General features: G+C 34.4%; 24 protein-coding genes. 16 read left to right on the top strand and 8 right to left on the bottom strand.

Annotated elements, in window-relative coordinates:
* The first annotated feature begins 233 nt into the window (after window positions 1–233).
* The 5 genes from rpsA (at window position 234) to IL45_RS00245 (ending at window position 5,003) form a co-directional block, all read left to right on the top strand.
* The gene (gene rpsA / locus IL45_RS00265) at window positions 234–2,093 is read left to right on the top strand and encodes a 30S ribosomal protein S1 (protein ID WP_006795042.1); all 1,860 of its coding nucleotides are present in this window, start codon (window positions 234–236) and stop codon (window positions 2,091–2,093) included.
* 169 nt (window positions 2,094–2,262) lie between these two features.
* Window positions 2,263–2,808, top strand: coding sequence for a bifunctional pyr operon transcriptional regulator/uracil phosphoribosyltransferase PyrR (gene pyrR / locus IL45_RS00260; protein ID WP_006795043.1), 546 nt, complete (start codon window positions 2,263–2,265; stop codon window positions 2,806–2,808).
* Window positions 2,808–3,743 carry an aspartate carbamoyltransferase catalytic subunit gene (locus IL45_RS00255; protein ID WP_006795044.1) on the top strand — a complete coding sequence of 312 codons (936 nt, stop codon included), beginning with the start codon at window positions 2,808–2,810 and terminating at the stop codon, window positions 3,741–3,743. Before pyrR ends, IL45_RS00255 begins: the two co-directional genes overlap by 1 nt.
* Window positions 3,736–4,068, top strand: coding sequence for a hypothetical protein (locus IL45_RS00250; protein WP_036578953.1), 333 nt, complete (start codon window positions 3,736–3,738; stop codon window positions 4,066–4,068). Before IL45_RS00255 ends, IL45_RS00250 begins: the two co-directional genes overlap by 8 nt.
* Window positions 4,069–4,097: 29 nt before the next feature.
* Complete coding sequence (locus IL45_RS00245) at window positions 4,098–5,003, top strand: ribonuclease Z (RefSeq protein WP_036578951.1); 906 nt, start codon at window positions 4,098–4,100, stop codon at window positions 5,001–5,003.
* Window positions 5,004–5,182: 179 nt separating this feature from the next.
* On the opposite strand, the gene IL45_RS00240 is transcribed toward IL45_RS00245, so the two are convergent.
* Window positions 5,183–5,698 carry a tetratricopeptide repeat protein gene (locus IL45_RS00240; RefSeq protein ID WP_006795047.1) on the bottom strand — a complete coding sequence of 172 codons (516 nt, stop codon included), beginning with the start codon at window positions 5,696–5,698 and terminating at the stop codon, window positions 5,183–5,185.
* Window positions 5,699–5,997: 299 nt separating this feature from the next.
* On the opposite strand from IL45_RS00240, the gene IL45_RS00235 reads away from it, so the two are divergent.
* From IL45_RS00235 to IL45_RS00210, 7 genes are all read left to right on the top strand, one after another.
* Window positions 5,998–6,681, top strand: a complete 684-nt coding sequence (locus tag IL45_RS00235; RefSeq protein ID WP_146128696.1) for a hypothetical protein — start codon at window positions 5,998–6,000, stop codon at window positions 6,679–6,681.
* Between the two features lie 109 nt (window positions 6,682–6,790).
* A complete protein-coding gene (locus tag IL45_RS00230) occupies window positions 6,791–7,633 on the top strand; it encodes a hypothetical protein (protein WP_036578947.1) in 843 nt (280 codons plus the stop codon).
* A 51-nt stretch (window positions 7,634–7,684) separates the two neighbouring features.
* A complete protein-coding gene (locus IL45_RS00225; RefSeq protein WP_036578945.1) occupies window positions 7,685–8,500 on the top strand; it encodes a hypothetical protein in 816 nt (271 codons plus the stop codon).
* Between the two features lie 134 nt (window positions 8,501–8,634).
* Window positions 8,635–8,799 carry a 50S ribosomal protein L34 gene (gene rpmH, locus IL45_RS14885; protein ID WP_042249657.1) on the top strand — a complete coding sequence of 55 codons (165 nt, stop codon included), beginning with the start codon at window positions 8,635–8,637 and terminating at the stop codon, window positions 8,797–8,799.
* A gap of 196 nt (window positions 8,800–8,995) precedes the next feature.
* The gene (gene carB / locus IL45_RS00220) at window positions 8,996–11,848 is read left to right on the top strand and encodes a carbamoyl-phosphate synthase large subunit (protein WP_036578944.1); all 2,853 of its coding nucleotides are present in this window, start codon (window positions 8,996–8,998) and stop codon (window positions 11,846–11,848) included.
* Between the two features lie 78 nt (window positions 11,849–11,926).
* Complete coding sequence (locus IL45_RS00215; RefSeq protein WP_036578942.1) at window positions 11,927–12,283, top strand: hypothetical protein; 357 nt, start codon at window positions 11,927–11,929, stop codon at window positions 12,281–12,283.
* Window positions 12,284–12,376: 93 nt separating this feature from the next.
* Window positions 12,377–13,903 carry a serine hydrolase gene (locus tag IL45_RS00210; RefSeq protein WP_036578941.1) on the top strand — a complete coding sequence of 509 codons (1,527 nt, stop codon included), beginning with the start codon at window positions 12,377–12,379 and terminating at the stop codon, window positions 13,901–13,903.
* 73 nt (window positions 13,904–13,976) lie between these two features.
* Here the strand turns inward: IL45_RS00210 and IL45_RS00205 are convergent, their stop codons facing one another.
* Both IL45_RS00205 and IL45_RS00200 read right to left on the bottom strand, forming a co-directional pair.
* Window positions 13,977–14,534: a YceI family protein gene (locus IL45_RS00205; RefSeq protein ID WP_036578940.1), complete on the bottom strand. Its 558-nt coding sequence runs from the start codon at window positions 14,532–14,534 to the stop codon at window positions 13,977–13,979.
* 1 nt (window position 14,535) lies between these two features.
* Window positions 14,536–14,892, bottom strand: a complete 357-nt coding sequence (locus IL45_RS00200) for a hypothetical protein (protein ID WP_235183301.1) — start codon at window positions 14,890–14,892, stop codon at window positions 14,536–14,538.
* A gap of 75 nt (window positions 14,893–14,967) precedes the next feature.
* On the opposite strand from IL45_RS00200, the gene IL45_RS00195 reads away from it, so the two are divergent.
* From IL45_RS00195 to IL45_RS00185, 3 genes are read left to right on the top strand one after another with little or no spacing between them, the layout of a single operon-like run.
* On the top strand, window positions 14,968–15,345 hold the full coding sequence (locus IL45_RS00195) for a tetratricopeptide repeat protein (RefSeq protein ID WP_036578936.1): 378 nt from the start codon (window positions 14,968–14,970) through the stop codon (window positions 15,343–15,345).
* An 11-nt stretch (window positions 15,346–15,356) separates the two neighbouring features.
* The gene (locus IL45_RS00190; protein ID WP_036578935.1) at window positions 15,357–16,127 is read left to right on the top strand and encodes a choice-of-anchor V domain-containing protein; all 771 of its coding nucleotides are present in this window, start codon (window positions 15,357–15,359) and stop codon (window positions 16,125–16,127) included.
* A 57-nt stretch (window positions 16,128–16,184) separates the two neighbouring features.
* Window positions 16,185–17,027 (top strand): DUF5777 family beta-barrel protein, encoded by an 843-nt coding sequence (locus IL45_RS00185; RefSeq protein WP_036578933.1) that lies wholly within the window; start codon window positions 16,185–16,187, stop codon window positions 17,025–17,027.
* Window positions 17,028–17,121: 94 nt separating this feature from the next.
* Here IL45_RS00185 and IL45_RS00180 read toward each other — a convergent pair whose 3' ends face one another.
* Window positions 17,122–17,772, bottom strand: a complete 651-nt coding sequence (locus IL45_RS00180; protein WP_036578932.1) for a hypothetical protein — start codon at window positions 17,770–17,772, stop codon at window positions 17,122–17,124.
* 100 nt (window positions 17,773–17,872) lie between these two features.
* Between IL45_RS00180 and IL45_RS00175 the strand changes: the two genes are divergently transcribed.
* Entirely contained in the window at window positions 17,873–19,210 is a 1,338-nt protein-coding gene (locus IL45_RS00175) for an aspartate kinase (protein ID WP_036578931.1), read from the top strand.
* A 49-nt stretch (window positions 19,211–19,259) separates the two neighbouring features.
* Here IL45_RS00175 and IL45_RS00170 read toward each other — a convergent pair whose 3' ends face one another.
* The 4 genes from IL45_RS00170 to IL45_RS00155 are packed head-to-tail and all read right to left on the bottom strand — an operon-like array spanning window position 19,260 to window position 21,530.
* Window positions 19,260–19,805 carry an acyl-CoA thioesterase gene (locus IL45_RS00170; RefSeq protein WP_036578930.1) on the bottom strand — a complete coding sequence of 182 codons (546 nt, stop codon included), beginning with the start codon at window positions 19,803–19,805 and terminating at the stop codon, window positions 19,260–19,262.
* A 51-nt stretch (window positions 19,806–19,856) separates the two neighbouring features.
* The gene (locus IL45_RS00165; RefSeq protein ID WP_036578928.1) at window positions 19,857–20,222 is read right to left on the bottom strand and encodes a hypothetical protein; all 366 of its coding nucleotides are present in this window, start codon (window positions 20,220–20,222) and stop codon (window positions 19,857–19,859) included.
* Window positions 20,219–20,926, bottom strand: coding sequence for a DUF3307 domain-containing protein (locus tag IL45_RS00160; RefSeq protein ID WP_036578927.1), 708 nt, complete (start codon window positions 20,924–20,926; stop codon window positions 20,219–20,221). The genes IL45_RS00165 and IL45_RS00160 overlap by 4 nt, the downstream gene beginning before the upstream one ends.
* A complete protein-coding gene (locus IL45_RS00155) occupies window positions 20,910–21,530 on the bottom strand; it encodes a MarR family transcriptional regulator (RefSeq protein WP_036578925.1) in 621 nt (206 codons plus the stop codon). The genes IL45_RS00160 and IL45_RS00155 overlap by 17 nt, the downstream gene beginning before the upstream one ends.
* Between the last annotated feature and the right edge of the window lie 80 nt (window positions 21,531–21,610).

The following is a 21,610-nucleotide window of genomic DNA, read 5'->3' as shown; positions in this document are numbered from 1 at the left end:
CTAGACTACAGATATACATTACGCTTTCGCGAAAGCTAGAACAACAAGCATCACACACAGATAATTAGATCTAAAAAGGGCTATGATTTTATTAAAAAGTATTGTACTTTTGCAAACCCAAATCGAGAATAAGGAAACCGATTGGGAATCAAAACTTTATAAATAATTCTTCTAAAAAAGTTCTATTAGTTTCCACGCCTTTTTAGAATACAAATTTTAATCAGCAAACAAACATGGCTGAAGACAACAAAAAAGTAGCAGAAGTTTCTACTGAAGAAACACAGGCGCACACTGCACCAACCGCTACAGCACAACAAACTAACCCAACTGAATTTTTAGATACGTTTGATTGGGAACGTTACAGCGAAGGAATCGAAAAAGTTGATGAAGATCAATTGAAAGCTTTTGAAAAGCTTGTAGAAGATAACTTTGTAGACACTATCGATAATGATGTAATGACTGGTGTTGTTATCAAGATCACAGATCGCGATGCAATTATAGACATTAACGCAAAGTCTGAAGGTGTTATCTCTTTAAATGAGTTCCGTTACAACCCAAACCTTAAAGAAGGTGATAAAGTTGAGGTTCTTGTAGATGTACGTGAAGATGCGACAGGACAATTAGTTCTTTCTCACCGTAAGGCACGTCTTATCAAGGCTTGGGAACGCGTTAACAATGCACACGATACAGGAGAAATCGTTAACGGTTACGTAAAATGTCGTACTAAAGGTGGTATGATTGTAGACGTATTCGGTATTGAGGCATTCTTACCAGGTTCACAAATTGATGTGAAGCCTATCCGTGATTATGACGCTTATGTTGATAAGACTATGGAATTTAAGGTTGTGAAAATCAACCACGAATTTAAAAACGTAGTAGTATCTCACAAAGCTCTTATTGAAGCAGATATTGAAGAGCAGAAAAAAGAAATTATCTCTCGTCTAGAAAAAGGACAAGTACTAGAAGGTGTTGTGAAAAACATTACTTCTTATGGTGTATTTGTAGATCTAGGTGGTGTAGATGGATTAGTTCACATTACAGACCTTTCTTGGTCACGTATCAACCACCCTAATGAGGTTGTAGAACTAGATCAAACACTTAACGTAGTAATCCTAGACTTTGATGAAGATAAGTCTCGTATCCAGTTAGGTCTTAAGCAATTAGAGCCACACCCATGGGAAGCTCTATCTGACAAGATCAAGCCAGGTGACAACGTAAAAGGTAAAGTAGTCGTTATTGCTGACTATGGTGCTTTTGTTGAAATCGAAGAAGGTGTTGAAGGATTGATCCACGTTTCTGAAATGTCATGGTCTACACACTTAAGAAGTGCTGGTGACTTTGTAAAAGTAGGAGATACGGTTGATGCACAAGTTCTTACTATTGATAGAGAAGATCGTAAGATGTCTCTAGGTATGAAGCAACTTCACCCAGATCCATGGACAGACATTACTACTAAGTATCCTGTAGGTTCTCGTCACACTGGTGTGGTAAGAAACTTCACAAACTTTGGTGTATTTGTTGAGTTAGAAGAAGGAGTAGATGGATTAATCTACATCTCTGACTTATCATGGACTAAGAAGATCAAGCATCCAAGCGAATTCTGCGCAGTTGGAGATAAACTAGATATAGTTGTTCTTGAATTAGATGTAGAAGGACGTAAATTATCACTAGGTCACAAACAAACTATGGATAACCCATGGGATAAGTATGAGGCTGAATTTGGAATAGGAACAACTCACGACGTTACTATTACTGATATGGTTGATAAAGGTGCAGTAGTTGAATTTAATGAAGACATCACTGCTTTCATTCCAACTCGTCACTTAGAAAAAGAAGATGGTACTAAATTGAAGAAAGGTGAGTCTGCTCAAATCCAGATCATCGAATTCAATAAAGAATTTAAGAGAGTAGTTGCTTCTCACATGGTTATCCATAAAGAAGAAGAAGCTAAGATTGTTAAGCAGGCAGCTGCAAAATCTCAAGAGTCAACTGATAAGCCTACATTAGGTGATGCAAACTCTAAGCTTCAAGCTCTTAAAGATCGTATGGAAGGTAAAGTAGCAGCTCCAGCAGCGTCTACTGAAGAAGAGTAATCTTTTACTTCTAGTATATTTAATAAATCCCTTGTCTGTTAGACAAGGGATTTTTTTATGCTCAAGATGCGAGGATAGGAGTCTGTTTTCAGGATACAATCAATAGGACCATTTTATGTTCCTAGTTTTTCTTTTTAAGTGTATCTTTGCTTTTAAGCAGCAGCAATTAATGAGTCAAAAATTACTTCTCAACGCGCAAGAACTGGATATTATTCTTCACAGACTGGCTTGCCAATTAATTGAAAATCATAATCGTTTTGAAAATACAGCACTTATAGGTCTACAACCTAGAGGTAGATTTTTATTAAATAGATTATCCGTTATGCTACAAGAGCATTATGGTATTAAGGAGTTAAACACAGGTTTACTAGATATTACGTTCTATAGAGATGATTTCCGTCGTGGTGAAGAGCCACTCAAGGCAAATTCTACAGACATACAATTTTTAGTAGAAGGTAAAAAGGTCGTTATAGTAGATGATGTACTTTATACTGGTCGCAGTATAAGAGCTGCACTTACTGCATTACAGTCCTTTGGTAGACCAGCTTCTATTGAGTTATTAACTCTTATCGATCGCAGGTTCTCAAGGCATTTACCTATTCAACCAGATTATAATGGTCGACAAGTAGATGCGATAGGTGATCAAAAGGTAAAAGTAATGTGGACAGAAAATGCTGGTGAAGATGCCGTTTACCTATTAAAAAATGAAAACTAATGAGTGAATTAAGTGTGGACCATTTATTAGGAATAAAAGACCTCACTAAAGAGGATATCCAACTTATTCATACCACTGCAGATCAGTTTAAAGAAGTGATTAATAGGCCTATTAAAAAGGTGCCGTCGCTTAGAGACATCACCATTGCTAATTTGTTTTTTGAAAACTCTACCAGAACTAAACTATCCTTTGAACTTGCAGAAAAACGTCTCAGTGCAGATGTCATCAACTTTAGCGCAGCGCAAAGCTCTGTAAAAAAAGGAGAAACGCTGGTCGACACTGTTAATAATATTCTAGCCATGAAGGTGGATATCGTGGTAATGCGTCATCCTAATCCTGGTGCAGGTGTGTTTTTATCTAAACATGTCGATGCACGTATAGTAAACGCTGGTGATGGTGCCCATGAGCATCCTACACAGGCTTTACTCGATTCTTATAGTATAAGAGAAAAACTAGGCACGTTAGAAGGTAAGAAGGTTGTAATCGTAGGTGATATTTTACACAGTCGTGTCGCACTTTCAAATATTTACTGTCTTCAAAAACTAGGTGCCGAAGTCATGGTATGTGGTCCGGCCACTTTGATCCCTACTCATATAGCCTCGCTAGGTGTTAAGGTAGAGTATAATCTACGCAAGGCACTAGAATGGTGTGATGTGGCAAACATGTTACGTGTTCAAAACGAGCGTATGGATATATCTTATTTCCCTAGTGTACGTGAGTATGTACAACAATATGGAGTGAATAAAGAGTTGCTGGATAGTCTTAAAAAGAAGATCGTCATCATGCATCCAGGCCCTATAAATAGAGGTGTAGAGATTACCAGTGATGTAGCAGATTCTGACCAGGCTATAATATTAAATCAAGTAGAAAATGGTGTAGCCGTGCGTATGGCTGTACTGTACTTAATTGCTTCAAAAATTCAACGCAATGATTAGTGAAACGCACGATAATTATATATTACTGAGAGATGAGTATGATGACATCAGTGGATTTGCTCAGTTTTTACCAACAATATTTAATCAGTTTGAGGGAAAGAATGTAATCGTAGATTTAATACAATATACGGACGCTACTTTAACAGACTTACTACTATTTCTTGCTTTAAGTAATCAACATAGATCTACAAAACAATCGTTTGTGATGGTGAATGCCGCGTTATCAATCGACGAGATTCCTGAAGAATTAATGGTGGTGCCTACTTTGCAAGAAGCCCAAGACGTGATTGAGATGGAAGAAATTGAACGCGATTTAGGATTTTAAGCATCTAAGTCTATAAATAACCTTATCTATTGAAGTTAACCATTCTAGGTTGTCATAGTGCAACACCTACCGCATCAACCCGACCTACATCTCAAGTTCTTGAGATAAGAGGTAATCTATTCTTAATAGATTGTGGTGAAGGTACGCAAATGGCAATGCGCACTAGTCGGGTAAAGTTTTCACGCATTAAAAACATCTTTATATCTCACCTGCATGGTGATCATTTCTTTGGATTGATTGGTATGATATCCACCTTTTGCTTATTGGGAAGAGATACGCCATTGACGATTTATGGTCCTAAAGGAATCAGAGAAATCATCTTATTACAACTTAAGCTTACTAAGAGCTATACTACTTTTGATTTACGCTTTCGCGAAAGCGAGTCCAAAGATTCTCAACTCATCTATGAAGATGATAAGGTAACGGTGACCACCATACCGCTGGATCATCGTGTATATACCAATGGTTATCTGTTTGAAGAGAAACCGTTAGATCGTAAATTAGATGTTGTAGCATGTGAAGAATATGGTGTGGATCAAGCCTATTATCGCAAGGTTAAACAAGGTCACGATATTGAATTAGCGAGTGGTGAGGTAATATCTAACGATCTATTAACTTTTAATCCTGTAGCGGCAAAGAGTTATGCTTTTTGTAGTGATACGATGTACAAGCCAGATATTGTACCGATTATTAAAAATGCGACAGTGTTATATCACGAATCTACTTTTTTAAAATCACATGAAGATCTTTGTGAACGTACTAAACACAGTACAGCAGCACAAGCAGCAGATATAGCAAAACAAGCAAACGTAGGAACACTTATACTAGGTCACTATTCTACACGCTATGGCGACTATGAGTTGTTTAGAAAAGAAGCGCAAGAAATTTTCCCAACTGTAGAACTCGCAGCAGATGGTAAGGTATTTGAGTTTTAAATGCTTATGATTAATTGTCATTCCGAATTTATTTCGGAATCTGATCATTATGAAATTCGATCAATTTTAGATAAGAAGAAGCTGAAATAAATTGATGTTAAATGCATTGCTATTAATTTGACCAAACAACAAAGCCCAATCTCAAGATTAGGCTTTGTTATAAATTTAAGGTTATAAACTTAAATTTTCTTCATTTGCTGTTTCATCATTTTGATTTGATCACCCAGCATGTTGTGCTTATCTAATTTTTTAGCCTCAGTAAGTAGGGTAGTAGCTTCACGTTTTCTACGCTTGGTCATAGCGATACCTGCCAGATTAAGTTTTGCTACAGCAAGATCTTGATCCATACTAAGTCCTAGACTTATAGCTTTCTTAAAATATTTCTCTGCTTTGGTCATGTTTGTTTGTGAGATCATTAAGCCCTGCAAATAGTTATAGTAACCTTGTTGCTTAGTAACTAGTGCTGCTTCAGGATCTTTAATCTTCTCTAGCCATTTCATAGCGCCAGGAAAATCTTGTTTTCTAAGCTTTAAAAAAGCTAGTAAGATCATCTCATTTTTAAAATATAAGAAGATGAATATTCCAGCAAGTAGTATCAAGAAGATACCATTCATGATTTCGTTTAAAGTAAATTGATATACGGCAAACGCTACGATTAATACAGCGATGACGATTTTAATGTTTTTGTTAAACATGGTAGGTTTAAATTTAAGAATGCAAAGATATAGATTTAAGCTAGACTAATATCTTCAAGGTCATATTGATTTTTGAGATTGAATTACAGGCAACGGATTGAAGCCATCTTGTGTTACCCAAGAAAATAATATTTCTATGATATCATTAGGTTATCAAATCATTATTAGTACAATTTACTTTCATTTTTCGTTTTTTTTTTTTTCTTCAAATTTGTGACTCATAATCATATAAGCTGCAGTAATATAAAGGTTATTAAAATTAACCATGTTCCTTCTAAAGGAACAAAAAAACTTTACAAATGAAAAAAATAAGCCTAATTTTAAGCATGTTATTTTTCACCATGTTTATCACATCTTGTGAGACAGAAACATCTGTTCAAGAAAATAATGATTTTCAAAAGTCAACAACTTTTGATGCAGAGACAATCTACTGGAGTATTCTAGGGAATACTGAAAGTGGAATGGACCAGTTTGATGCTCTTACTAATGAGCAAAAACAAGCTGTATGGGTGTTTAAGTATGATCGCTTTCTAGCTGACAATACGTTATCAGCAAGTCAAATAGATGCCGTTAATAGCGCAAAAGACTATGTAAGTGTTTTAGATTTTTCAGGGGAACCTAATGATACAGAATTAGATGCTCTTGAGGATGAATTATTATCTGCATTTCTAAATGAAGACACTAAAAACTTTTTGTTTTTAAGTTTAGAAAATGGGGCAGGAGATATTAATGCACCAGGTTACGGTAATGATTATCAAACTACAGGTTGTTTTTGGTGTTGGCAAGAAGTTCCTGGAGCTGACCCTATATCTCCTTGTACCGCCATTCTGAATAGTGATGGTGACTTAGTGGGTTATCAAACAACAGTTCTAGCTTATCGAAGTAGGTTGTTTTTTCGCCATGGTAGTCGTACTTTTAGTGTAAATCGAAATTGCGACGAAGCCGCTTGGTCAGCGTCTGGAAGTCCTGTGTCTTATCAATAATTATTTAACTTAATAAGTTATTAGGAGTGTTTTTTAACACTCCTAATAATTTTTATTATTTCATTTCGAATGCTTGATTTTGGGCGATTTATTTATCTTAAAAACTTATATGAGAAAATTAATTATAATAATTTTATTACAGTTACAGTTATTGTCAAATGCACAGTCATTATACTCCTTTAAAACTACAACCGTACAGTCCAATGAAATATCTATTATCTCATTCAAAAACGGAACTCAAGTCAACAACCAGAAAGTTGACGACAAATTCCAATTCCGATTTGATAAAGATCAATTAAGTAGGTTAGATTCCCTAGTAGTTTATTACTCATTTTATACTAAGAGACTTTTCAACGCCGATTTTGAAAAGAAAATCATCAATTTACCAGAAGTTATTGAAAGTGAGGAGATTGTTCTGATTGCAAAGAAACCTAAATTCTTTGGGCCAGAGAAAGAAAAAGCTAGCACAACCACCTTTTTAGCAGGTAATAGATCTGGGATTCTCTTTCCTACAGACACTGTTCGTAATTTTGATTTGAGAGGTTTTAGAATCTTTTTACATAATAGGAATTTCTTATCATCTAAACCTTCTTACGGAGTTCGATATCAATTTGAAATTGTTGCATTTGATAGTATTGGTAAATATGGTAAGCCAGTTTATAGATATGAAGTTGAAAATATATATAAAGTTTCGCAAAAAAAGCGACATTGGTTTCAAGTGAAAGTTGATGATAAGATTTGGGATGAAGTTTTGAAGTACCCATATTTTGCAATTCTTTTTAAACCGCTAGATGTAAATTTGATTGTAGGACATGTGAAACGTGACATTGATAGTAAAATAATACCGATAGGCTATTGGAGTCATATTGATGCTTATCCAATTAGCTACAGGTCTCCAACAAATTATAGAATTGATTTGATATATAATGATAAGGAGGAAATTGATGAATGATAGGACTTATCTTATAGAGTTATGAGAAATAAGTTCTACATATTTATAGTAATGTTGCCATTTACGGTGCAATCACAAGTCAATAATTGCATCAATTTTCTTTCCTCAGAAACAGGAAAAAAAATAGAAAACGTTGAGCTATATATTTATAAATCTAAAAAAGCTTTAATCTTACACGATTATAAAGGTGAAATATGTTTCAATGAAGAAGAAATTAATCTTCCTAGGGTAGACTCCATAATAGTGAAACATAACTTTACTTCAGACAGACTAGATAAGAACAACTTATTTTCTTTACCTATATATCTTTCTACTAGTAATGAATTAGATGTAATTTCGTTATCCGCAAAAAAAGAGAGAAAATTTGGACCTCATAAAAATAGAAGTATTCCGACCACAATATATTCTAAACAGCAGAAAGGAATTGGTTTTGCCATAGATAGCACTATTGCTGGTAAAAGTCTTAGAACCATTTCTTTTAAAGTAAGAGGAAAAGGTCTCTTTATTCCTGATCGAAGTTATGGTACTGAATTTAAAGTAGAAGTTTATCATTATAAAGATTCTGTTAATTTAACAGATCCAGCTATATTGTACAAGGAAGAGAATGAATTGCATAAAGTGGATATAAGAGGCAAACATTTTGTTTCAGTTAATACCATAGATAAGGATATTTATATTCCCGAAACAGGATATATTGTGGTTGTTATAAAGTGTGTAAAAGGTAGTTTGAATTTAATGTGTTACAAAAGAAAATCTAATCCTCAATTTACATCAGCTTCCCAACGTAACTTAAAAAATAAAGAAGGACCTGTTTTTAAGCTTTTTACTGGCTCAGATATACCGCAACTAGAGTTAATTTTATATTAGAGGTAATTATTAAAAATTATTTCAAAAAAAATCACATCACCTATTGTCCGAGTAAAAAGACTTCTTATATTTGCACCCGATTAAAAATGGAGGTTAAAACCTCATTACTATATAGAGCATACAGAATATAAGCTATGGCACAAAAAAGAACATACCAACCGTCAAAGAGAAAAAGAAGAAACAAACATGGTTTCAGAGAGCGTATGGCTTCTGCAAACGGTCGTAAGGTTCTTGCGCGTCGTAGAGCTAAAGGACGTAAGAAACTATCTGTATCTACTGAATTAAGACACAAGAGATAATGATTCTCTAATTAATATATATAAGGCGTTACTTTTTATAGAAGTAACGCCTTTTTTTATGTCTCGTCGGGAAATGAGTAACACCTTAGTAATTAGTAGAAAACCTGTTTATTACTTCTCATATCTTACAGCATAACCATAAGTAAAACTGATTTTTATCAACGATATTTAAGCCACCTAAAAAAGCACCTTTATCATGCCTAAAAGAACCGATCTCAAATCCATACTTATCATAGGAAGTGGACCTATTGTTATAGGTCAAGCCTGTGAGTTTGATTATTCTGGAACACAAGCCCTACGTTCCTTAAGAGAAGACGGAATAGAAACAATTTTGATCAATTCAAATCCAGCTACGATCATGACAGATCCTAGCATGGCAGATCATGTTTATCTATTACCATTAAACACTAATTCCATACGCAAGATTTTAAAAGAACATCCACAAATAGACGCGGTATTACCTACTATGGGTGGACAGACCGCTCTTAACTTGTGTATTGAAGCTCAAGAAAAAGGAATCTGGGAAGATCATAATGTAGATTTAATAGGTGTTAATATAGACGCTATTAATGTTACAGAAGATCGTGAACAATTTAGAAACCTGATGGGTAAGATAGGCGTAGGGATGGCTCCACAAGCTACTGCTACTTCATTCTTAAAAGGTAAAGAGATTGCACAAGAGTTCGGTTTCCCATTATGTATACGTTCTTCATTTACATTAGGTGGTGCTGGTGCAGCCATCGTTTATAAAGAAGAAGATTATGATGAGTTATTAACTCGTGGTTTAGAAGCTTCTCCTATTCATGAAGTAATGATTGATAAAGCATTACTAGGTTGGAAAGAATATGAACTAGAGTTATTACGTGATGATAATGATAACGTCGTTATTATTTGTAGTATAGAAAATATGGATCCTATGGGAATCCATACTGGTGATTCTATTACAGTAGCACCAGCCATGACACTATCAGACCGCACGTATCAAAAAATGCGTGATATGGCTATTCATATGATGCGCAGTATCGGTGCGTTTGCTGGTGGATGTAACGTGCAATTTGCGGTTAGTCCAGATGAAAAAGAAGAAATCATCGCTATTGAGATCAATCCGCGTGTAAGTCGTTCTAGTGCACTAGCATCAAAAGCAACAGGTTATCCTATTGCAAAAATAGCAGCAAAACTAGCGATAGGTTATACACTAGATGAACTAGATAACCAGATTACAAAATCTACTAGCGCTCTTTTTGAGCCTACATTAGATTATGTCATTGTAAAAATACCACGATGGAATTTTGACAAATTTGAAGGCTCTGACCGCACTTTAGGCTTACAAATGAAGTCTGTAGGAGAAGTGATGGGAATAGGACGTTCTTTTCAAGAAGCATTGCACAAAGCAACACAATCGCTTGAAATTAAGCGTAATGGTCTAGGAGCAGATGGTAAAGGTTATAAAGATTACAACCAGGTAATTGACAAACTAACACACGCTAGCTGGGATAGAGTATTTGCTCTATACGATGCCATTGCGATGGGAATTTCTTTAGAGCGCATTCATGAGATCACAAAAATCGATATGTGGTACCTCAAGCAGTTTGAAGAATTACACTCACTAGAAATTGAAATCTCTAAGTTTGATATCAACACGCTTTCTCGAAAGCTACTTCTAGAAGCAAAACAAAAAGGATTTGCAGATCGCCAGATAGCACACATGCTGGGCTGTTTAGAAAGTGAAGTATACACTAAGCGTGACGAATTAAACATCAACCGTGTTTATAAACTAGTTGATACCTGTGCGGCAGAGTTTCCTGCGCAAACACCATATTATTACTCGACTTTTGAGGCAGAAATGGAAACCGCAGATGGAAAACGATATGCAGAAAATGAAAGTATCGTATCAGATAAGAAAAAAGTAATCGTACTAGGTTCAGGACCTAACCGTATAGGGCAAGGTATTGAATTTGATTACTGTTGTGTGCATGGTGTTTATGCCGCACAAGAATGCGGTTATGAAACCATTATGATTAACTGTAATCCTGAGACGGTTTCTACAGATTTTGATACTGCAGATAAGTTGTATTTTGAACCAGTATTCTGGGAGCATATTTATGATATTATACGTCATGAAAAGCCTGAAGGTGTTATTGTTCAATTAGGTGGTCAGACAGCCTTAAAGCTTGCAGAAAAGTTAGAGCGTTACGGTATTAAAATTATGGGAACGAGTTATAAAGCACTGGATCTAGCAGAGGATCGTGGTCTGTTCTCAAAAATGTTACAAGAAAACGATATTCCTTATCCAGAGTTTGCAACGGCGACGACACCTGCTGAAGCACTTCAAGCTGCAGAGCAATTAGACTTTCCTATATTAGTAAGACCATCCTATGTATTAGGTGGCCAAGGAATGAAAATCGTTATTAATAAAGAAGAACTAGAAGAGCATGTTGTAGATATTCTTCGCAAGATTCCAAATAACGTATTATTACTAGATCACTATCTAGATGGTGCCATAGAGGCAGAGGCTGATGCGATTTGTGATGGTGAGAATGTTTACATCATAGGTATCATGGAGCATATAGAACCTTGTGGAGTGCATTCTGGAGATTCAAACGCATTGCTACCACCATTTACTCTAGGTGACCTGGTCATGCAACAAATTAAAGATCATACTAAGAAGATTGCACTAGCACTGGACACTGTAGGTTTAATCAATATACAGTTTGCTATTAAAGATGATAAAGTTTACATCATTGAGGCTAATCCACGTGCATCACGTACGGTTCCTTTTATCGCAAAAGCTTATGGTGAGCCTTATGTAAATTATGCTACTAAGGTCATGTTAGGACACAATAAAGTAACAGATTTTGATTTCAATCCTCAACTAGATGGATATGCAATTAAACAACCTGTTTTCTCTTTTAATAAGTTCCCTAATGTTGATAAACGTTTAGGACCAGAGATGAAGTCTACAGGTGAAAGTATCTTATTTATAGACAGTTTAAAGGATGATGACTTTTATGAACTGTATGCTCGTAGAAGAATGTACTTGAGTAAATAAATACTAGATTCTTAAACAATTTTAAAAACCTTGCTTCATGAAGCAAGGTTTTTTATTTTAGAATAATTGTTAGAGATTATGGAAAAAGAAAATATACATAAAGTTTTAAAGCACGCTAGAAACCTGAGAATTTTAATTATTCTTTACAGTTTAGTGTACTTGGTGTTTGCCGTTTGGGACATATATTTAAAAGACTTTTTTTCTACTAATTTCGAATTGAAAATTTATCATATATTGGTTTTAGGCCTACCTATTAAAGCATATGCCATATGGTATGTCCTCAATATGGCGCCCAACAGAGAACAAAACAAAACAAATAATGTATTAGGATTATTGTTTTTTGGCGTTATCGGTATGTGGATGACTTATCCTCGTAAAAAGAGACTCATCAATAGACTTAAAGCTAATAACTCTATGTTTAGTTTAAAATCTTAACATGTGGCTTTCTATATTTAGGAGGCTTTTTTAGGTTACGCTTTCGCGAAAGCATAACAACCACTATCTTTCTATCACATTAAAATTATTGAAATGAAAAAACTATTCATTCTACTGTTTTTATTTGCAGTATCCACGTCTATTGCGCAAGATGTAGACTTACAAGAACTTGATACCTACATATCAAAAACAGTTAAAGATTGGGGAATTCCTGGTGTGAGCGTAGGTATTGTCAAAGATGGTGAGATTGTTTTTGAGAAAGGATATGGAGTTATGGAAGTAGGCAAGCGCAAATCACCGGACGAGCATACCTTATATGCTATAGCTAGTAACACAAAAGCATTTACAGCGGCTATCATCGCTCAATTAGTAGAAGAAGGAAAGTTGAATTGGGATGATAAAGTGCAGCGTCATTTACCATATTTTGAAGTTTATGATCCTACTATAAGTGGTATGATAACAGTTGAAGATTTATTAAGTCATAACGTTGGATTGGGAACTTTTTCTGGTGATGGAATATGGTATAAGTCTGAGCTAAGTACAGAAGAAGTGGTACGTCGTATTAAGTTTGTACCACAGGCTTATGAATTCAGAGACGGATATGGTTATTCCAATTTAATGTTTATCACTGCCGGTGATTTAATAGAAAAAATTACTGGAAAGTCTTTTAAAGAAAATGTGACCGAACGCTTATTAAATCCTGTAGGTATGGATGATACGGTGGTTAGTGTTCAAGATTTTGGTAATAATAAAAACGTAGCCACTCCACACGCAATGAATGATAAAAATGAGAATTATGTCATTCCATGGGTAGCCTGGGACAATGTTCAATCTACTGGTGGAATTATTTCTAGTGTTCACGACATGAGTAAATGGATGATTACTAATATGAATCATGGCGTCACTGCATCAAATGATACTTTATTTAGTGTTCAAAACAGAAATAATATGTGGAACTTGCATAACAGTTTTGGTGTTAATCAGGTTAAGAGAAACAGTACTGGTTCTCAGTATGCAGGATATGGTCTAGGATGGTTTCTGGGAGATTATCATGGTCATTTCAGAGTACGACATGGTGGTGGATATGATGGAATGATTTCTACAGTACAAATGTTGCCTGATGAAAAGCTAGGAGTAGTAGTATTAACTAATGGTCCTAAAGCGCCTACTAATGCTATTGCATATGCTGTTTTTGATCGTTTTTTAAGTAGAGATAAGAAAGACTGGAGTACTGAGATGCTAGAAGGTTATGACAACTGGAAAAAATCAGATACTCGAATTGCAGATCGTAAAGAAAAACAAATAAAAGGAACGCAGCCTACTTTAGAAATATCTGAAATAGTAGGAACTTATCATGCTGATATTTATGGAAACTTTTATGTAAAGCAACAGGGAAAAGATCTTGTATTAGAATGGGAACACACGCCGCTATTGAATAGCCGTCTAACTCATTTTAATTATGATTCTTATGAAATCAATTGGGACGAGCCGCAAGCTTGGTATTCTTTTGGGACTGTAACCTTTGAGAAGGACGCCTATGGTACCGTTACAGGAATTTCATTTGATGTACCTAACGATGACTTTTTCTTTTATGAAATGAATGCTAAAAAAGTAGAGTAATCATCATTAAATTAGAATTTAAAAAGGACTTGCCATCAAATGTTTGCTCGTCCTTTTTTTAAACCGATAGTATTTACTTTTTGTTTAAAATCGCCTTTACTGATATCTGAACCTCTTGTGCTATTTTATTAGAAACCACAGATGGGATTTCAATATTGAAATCAGCTGGTTTCAAATTAAAATTAGATTCTAACTGTATGTTTTCACCAGATTGACTTAGAAGAACGGGAATAGAAATCATTTTTTTCTGTCCATGTAATTCAAGAGTTCCGTTAAGAATAAATGTTGTTGAAGTGTTTTGTGAAAATCCATTAGCGTCAAAGTTTGAAAGAGTTCCTTTAAGAACGGCTTTAGGGTAATCATCACTTTCTATATAATTTTCATTAAAATGTTCTTGCATTAAGGCAATAGGAAATCTAAATCCTTTTACTAGAGCAAGTGCAGCGATATTACCCGTTTTCATATCTAATACGACTGTGGTACTCTTATTTACTGCTCGTATAGGCTCAAATGTAGGTACAGATGCTTCAAAGCTTATGGATCCGGTTCTAGTTTGATATCGATCGGTTTGTGTTGAGCTTATAGATGATATACTAACTAAGGCTAAAAATGCAAGACATATAATTTTCATATTAATTTTCTAAATAACCATCAGTTTGCCACTGCGTGATCAGGTTTATACTAGTAGGTGGTAACTGACCATTCTGAGGCATGATCAATGGATCACCTATGTTTCTTGTAATTCTATCAATTAATGAGCCAGTCTCTGTACTCATACGTACATCGTCATAGTTTTCTAATACTAATCCACCAGAAGGACTTGTTGTATTATGGCACTGAGTACATTGATTTTGTATGATAGGTGCTATATCCATATTGTAGGTTACTAGCTCTGTAATAGGCTCATTATCTGTAAGATCATCTGTGCTTGTATTTGTACAAGAAATAAGGATAAAAGCGGGAATAATGTATAACAGATTGTATTTCATGCAGTTAAATTTTGAGCTAAATATATACTCTTGTGATTTAATTGTTATAAATTTAAACAATATTTGTTTCAACAAATGATTAAAAAAATACTTTTTGGGTTTTTATTAATTGGTTTTATCGCCATTATCGGATATAATTATTTGTATCAAGATCATGTTGATGTTGAGCAAAGTAAATCATCAGCCTCTTTTACATCTCAAGTATTAATAGAGTTATTTACAGATCAAGATTTACAAAATGATCAAAGAGCTTTAGATCAAATTATAGAAGTAAAAGGTAAAGTAACTAATGTAGAAAAGAATACTATTATACTAGATGAGCAAATTTTTATTGAAATGGTTGCTGATCAAAAACTAAAAGAAAACCAATTAATAATAATTAAAGGTAGATGCTTAGGTTATGATGAACTTCTTGAAGAAGTAAAAATCGATCAAGCAATACTGACGAACTAAATTAAAAAGCTATGAAAAAAAATTACTCTTTTTACAGTCTATTAACTGCACTACCAATCGCGCTGCTGGTTTTAGTAGGATTCACAAGTGGTCAAGGTGGTAACTTTTCTGGATCACCAGGAGATTCAAACGCAAACTGTACCTCTTGTCATGCACCAGGCGCAAACCATGGTGGAACACCTGTATTAACTGGTGTGCCCACGAGTTATACTGCAGGTACTACCTATAATTTAACCTTAGCTATAAATGGATCATCCGTTAATAAATTTGGTTTTAACATCACCGCCGAAGATCAAAATGGTGTGAAAGTAGGGAACTGGACTGCTGGTACTGGTAGTCAATTGCGCAATGGTGGTACTACAGATGGATTAACCCATTCAGCCACTAATAGTCCTACATGGACTTTTTCATGGAGAGCACCTAATATGAGCGTTGGACCAGTAACATTTTATTATGCTACCATACAAGCTAATAATGCTTCTGGAAATAGTGGAGATCAAATGGTTTCAGGTAATTCTATGCAAGTTCTTTCTAATGATATAGATTTATCGATTACTAGTTTTAACATGTATCCTACCGAAGCTGATGATGTTTTAAATATCGATCTTAACCAATTAGAGCAAGGTCAGCTAGAAATATATAATATGAATGGTTCACTTATTAAGCAAGTGAATTTATTTCAAGAAAATCAGCTGGATGTTTCTAATTTAAAATCTGGTATTTATCTAGCAAATGTTACTGTAAATGGCGCTGTTACAACAGAGCGATTTATAAAAAAATAATTCTTCCCCTTTAATCCGAGCCGCTTTTTAGTTGATAAAAAGCGGCTTTTTACCGTTATGAAAAACCTAACCTACCTTTTCTATTTACTACCTATTCTTTTCTATGCTCAGGATGATTTACTAGATGGACTTGAGCCAGATCAAAGTACTACCGTCACATCTACCTGGAAATCTCTTAAAGTGGTCAATTTTGAAACGACAAAACTGGTTGCAAAAAATGAATTTCAATTAATCATTTCACATCGTTTTGGTAGTGTAGAGAATGGTTTTGATGATCTATTTGGATTGGACCAAGCGGTGACTCGTTTTCAATTTGTATATGGCATAACAGACTGGATGCATATGGAAGCCAGCCGTAGTTCTTTTAATAAAACATATCAATTAGCCAGTAAATTTAAACTCAAAGAACAAGAAACAACGGGTTTTCCTTTCAGTATATCTGCTTTTACAGCTGTTGATATTAATACGGGATTAGATAAAGAAGTGTTGCCTAAAATTGAATTTGAAAATAGACTGGGCTATACAGCGCAAGTGATTATTGCTCGTAAGATATCTAAGAAATTATCTGCTCAAATTAGCCCAACACTTTTTCATGAAAACTTTGTGAGTTATGATCCTCAAGACAATACGCAATATGCTCTAGGATTAGGTGGACGCTATAAATTGACTAATCGATGGTCTATTAATGCAGACTATGGATATCATTTAAATAGGGCAGATGGTAGTCCTTTTGTGAACCCATTGAGTATTGGGTTTGATCTAGAGACTGGTGGCCATGTTTTCCAATTACATTTTACAAATTCTCAACCTATGTTAACTAATGGCTTTTTAAGTCAGGGAACTGGAGATTGGACTGATGGTAGGTTTTTCTTTGGCTTTAATCTCGTACGTGTATTTTAAAAAAAAGTAATTGTTGTTGTTTTTCACTTTTCCCAAAGCTTAATAGTCATCAAAATATTATAACATGGTGAATTATTTTAATATGATTAAATCATTAATGTCCTAACTTTTTAATTGCCGAAAAAGCCTTATCTACCGTATCGTTTTCTACAAGTACACTGAACTCGTTTGTGGTAGAAATAACCTCATGCAACGAGATGCCTTCCCAAGCAAAACGTTTAAATATTTGATAATATAATCCTGGGACTTGGGTATTGTTTTCTGGTAATGCGATACTTATGGCGCTTAAATTGTCTTGTGTGCTGGTCATAATTTCATTGGCAAATTGAGTTTGTATTTTTTCTTTCTCACTCATGGATATAACTAGGTTACTTTCATGAATCCCTTTAGAAAATCCATAAAAAATAGTTGTGTTAATCGATTCTAAAATCTTACTATGACTTAAGAATAAAGTGCTCGAATTTTTAAAAGTAAAATTCACAAGATTAGATCGTACCGTTATATCACCTAGATTTTTTAAAATAGACTTTAAGTTAATAGAATGCCTCAAATCTTTGGGCGGATTGTAACGTCTCAATGCCATCATAATGGCACCAGTTTTCACTGGTTTTCTAAGCATACCACTTATAGGTTCTTGTAACTCTTCTGCTAGGGCAGAGAAATTAATGATGCGTCTAGATAATGCTTCTTCTAGAAATGGTTGAGTGACTAAAATTTCTTCTACACAATCTGCTACAGTTTTCATATTGTTAATTATTTAACAGCTTGTGTAAAATTAAACTAATTTTGTTATATTTTTTATATTAGGTTAGGACTAGATGTATTTTTGCCTAAAATTAAATAAAATGCTAGTTCTAAAATTTGGTGGTACTTCTGTAGGTTCTGTAGAAAACATGACTCATGTGAAAAATATCATTAATGATGGTACTAAGAAAGTGGTGGTGCTATCTGCCATGTCTGGTACTACAAATGCTTTGGTTGAAATATCTGAACAAATACGTTTAAAAGAAAGGGATTCTGCATTTGTACTTATAAAACGACTGGCTAGTAGTTATCAAAACACTATAGAGCAATTGTTAAACGATAGTGCGCTTATTAACGAATCTCAAGAATACGTCAATAAGGTTTTTACAGGCTTAATAGAGCTTGTAGATTTAGATCATACCACATTGATTTATAATCAAATTGTTGCTCAAGGAGAACTATTGTCTACCTTTCTATTCAGTAGATTTTTAAAGCAAGAAGGTATAAACGCTGCATTATTACCTGCTTTAGATTTTATGCGTATCGATAATAATGACGAGCCAGATTCTTTTTACATAAAACAAAACCTGAATAGAATTTTAAATGAAAATAGTGAGGCAGATATTTATATTACTCAAGGTTTTATATGTCTAGATGTTCAGGGAAATGTATCTAACCTACAACGTGGCGGTAGTGATTATACAGCTTCTATAGTGGGAGCAGCCATAGAGGTAGACGAAGTTCAAATATGGACAGACATTGATGGCTTTCATAATAATGATCCTCGTTTTGTAGAAAACACGACCGCTATTTCAAATATATCTTTTGATGAAGCGGCAGAGCTTGCTTATTTCGGTGCTAAAATTTTACATCCTCAAACGGTTATACCTGTAAAAGATCTCAATATTCCTGTACGTTTAAAAAATACCATGTCTCCAGATTCTTATGGTACTTTAATAACACATCATGTCCATGGAGAAGGAATCAAGGCTATCGCGGCAAAAGACGGTATTTATGCTATTAAGATAAAATCTGCAAGAATGTTACAGGCGCATGGATTTCTTAAAAAAGTATTTGAAATTTTTGAGAAATACGAGACTTCTATAGATATGATCACCACTTCAGAAATAGCTGTTTCTCTTACCATAGATAACCCATTACATCTAGATGCTATAGTAGAAGAACTAGAGAAGGTAGCTAGTGTAGATGTAGATCAAGGTATGAGTATCGTATGTCTGGTAGGTAATAATATTATTTATCATCAAGACACTCCACATTTATTTCAAGTATTACAAGATGTACCTGTGCGCATGATCTCTTATGGAGGTAGTAATAATAATATATCATTATTGATCAATACAGATCAAAAATTAAATACTTTACAAAAGTTACAGGGCTATGTATTTGAATTCCAACAGGAAAAAGCTGTTGCTTATTAATTATTTAAAAGAAGAATACGTGAAAAATAGTAATTAAGTAGCTATTCTTTTAAAGAGATATTTGAACATTATAATTCTTTAATTCTTCCTTATAACTAGCGTCTGAGAAATTTGCCTGTGCAATTTCAAGGGCGCTTTTCTTTTTAATTTGTTTTCTTTTAATCGCTCTTGCAAATCGACGTACATGAGTTTCATTGCTTATTTTAAGACCAGGAACGGCGACTGTATTCCCTTCTTCATCTTTTGCAACCATAGTTAGAAAAGAAGAATTACAATGTTTAGATTCACCAGTTTGAATATTTTCTGCATCTACTCGTATCCCTACGACCATAGATGATTTACCTACATAATTTACTGACGCTTTCAACGTCACCATTTCTCCTACTTCTATAGGCGCCTTAAAATCCACCACATCCACACTAGCTGTTACACAATATACACCACTGTGTTTAGAGGCACATGCAAACGCAATCTGGTCAATTAATGATAGGACATAACCACCATGAATCTTTCCTGAAAAGTTGGCATGCGATGGTAACATCAATAAAGAAAGCATCACTCTAGATTGCTCAGGCGATTTGAAAAGGTCTTTCATAGTAGATATGTTTACTGTTCACGCTTTCGCGAAAGCGGAATCTAAAAAGTTTTATTTATTAAAATGAGGAGAGTTTTCTAAGGTAGCCTCAGTGATAAAGTACTTAGTATCACCCCAAAAGAAAAAGGTTCCGAATTTCTCTTCGTATTTTAATTTCACATATTTACCTTGATACTCTTGTAATTTTTCAATCACTTCAGGTTCACTGTCCATTACAGAAAACGAAAAGATTTGAGCACCGCTGATACCTTGAGAAATTTCGCCTTCCCAAGTTTTAACGAGATAACCTTTACTAGAAAATTTAATTAATTCGCCAGACCTGTACCCATCAGAATAACTAGCAAAATATAGAAAGCTGTACCATAAAACGGCCATTATAAGAATGGTTGCGAGTATTACACCTAAAATCTTTTTCATATCATTAAACTATTAAAGAGCAAACCTACGAGGATTGCGATACCAAAACTAAGCAATGTGCCTATTAAAACGTACTCTGTTAGCTTCATATTTTTTGCTTTACTTAAATCGCCAAATCTAAATACGGATTTTGCGGTAAGTAAAAAGCCTACCGCGCTAAAATTGCCCGAGATGATAAATATAAATACTAGTAGTCTTTCAATCATTCCTATCCATTTACCAGCATTTTTTAAAGAGTCAATACCAGTATCTTTCTCATCTAGTTTCCATCTTGTAAAAAACACTTTGAGCATGATCCCTACGGGATTAGTAAGGAATATGGAACATAATATAAATAACCAAGTGTGCTCTGATAGTTGAAACGTGTTTATTAAGTCGACCTGTTCTATTAATAAGTAAAGTCCAAAAATGACTAGGATGTGTAATAACTGATCGATAAGAAATAACGATCTACTATTTTTTTTTGTAGTTAGCTTCAACTTTCCAGCATCAATGATAAGATGTGTAATAGTTATGATTAATGCAGCCCACCACAATTCTATTTCATTTAAAAACAGTAGTGCTAATAGCCCGTGTATGATGGCATGAATGTATAAATGTGGAGATTTGAGTTGATGTTTTTCTTTTTTCTTAGTAAAGGAATTGGTCTGTAATATAAAATCACCTAGAAAATGAGCAATAAGTAGTTTAATGAGTAGTAGCATCGTGGACGTCTTTATAGTATTGATGAAATAGGTGTAGTAGTTCTTGAGTTTCTTTCCAGTGTGCTCGATCTAGTCTTCTACTGGCTGTAGCTTGCTTAATACCTAATTGCTGGCCTAGCTCTTCTTGTGTGATGTTAGGTCTGCTCATGATTAAGTTAATCACTGCGGCTCCATTTGTTGTCCAATGGTTTAATGATAAAAGAGCCATTTTTAAGGCGGTATTCATATAGAAATCTAATGGATTACCACTGTTGACCATTAAGTTTTGATCTTTCTCTTTTAAGGAATCTAGCAGTTCTCCAGATCGGGTTAATGCACTACCTGTAGATAATGCTATGTTTTGCTCTATAAGATTGATATGACCTAAACCTATGGCAATACGTACGTCTAGTGTTTCTTTTACTTTAAGCGCCGCCTTTATTTGTAGGCTAGCATATAGGGCTAGTTCTGGTGTATTAATCCATCCTTGAAAACTATCACCTCTATATATTTGATACATACCTTCTTTACAATAATGCTTAAGAATAGGTTCTATAACGCTGAGATAATCATCTGGGATATTTTTCTTTGATCCTATAATATCACCTGCAATTACTACTTCCATATCGTTTCATTAAAATTATTACCTGATGATGTAATAATTCAAATATATTACATTATTGTGTAATATTATTAATTATTACG

This window comes from Nonlabens ulvanivorans (genome assembly GCF_000732625.1).
Taxonomy (GTDB): domain Bacteria; phylum Bacteroidota; class Bacteroidia; order Flavobacteriales; family Flavobacteriaceae; genus Nonlabens; species Nonlabens ulvanivorans.
The sequence above is the reverse complement of the archived record's forward strand: the minus strand, read 5'-3'. Positions and strand labels throughout refer to the sequence as shown.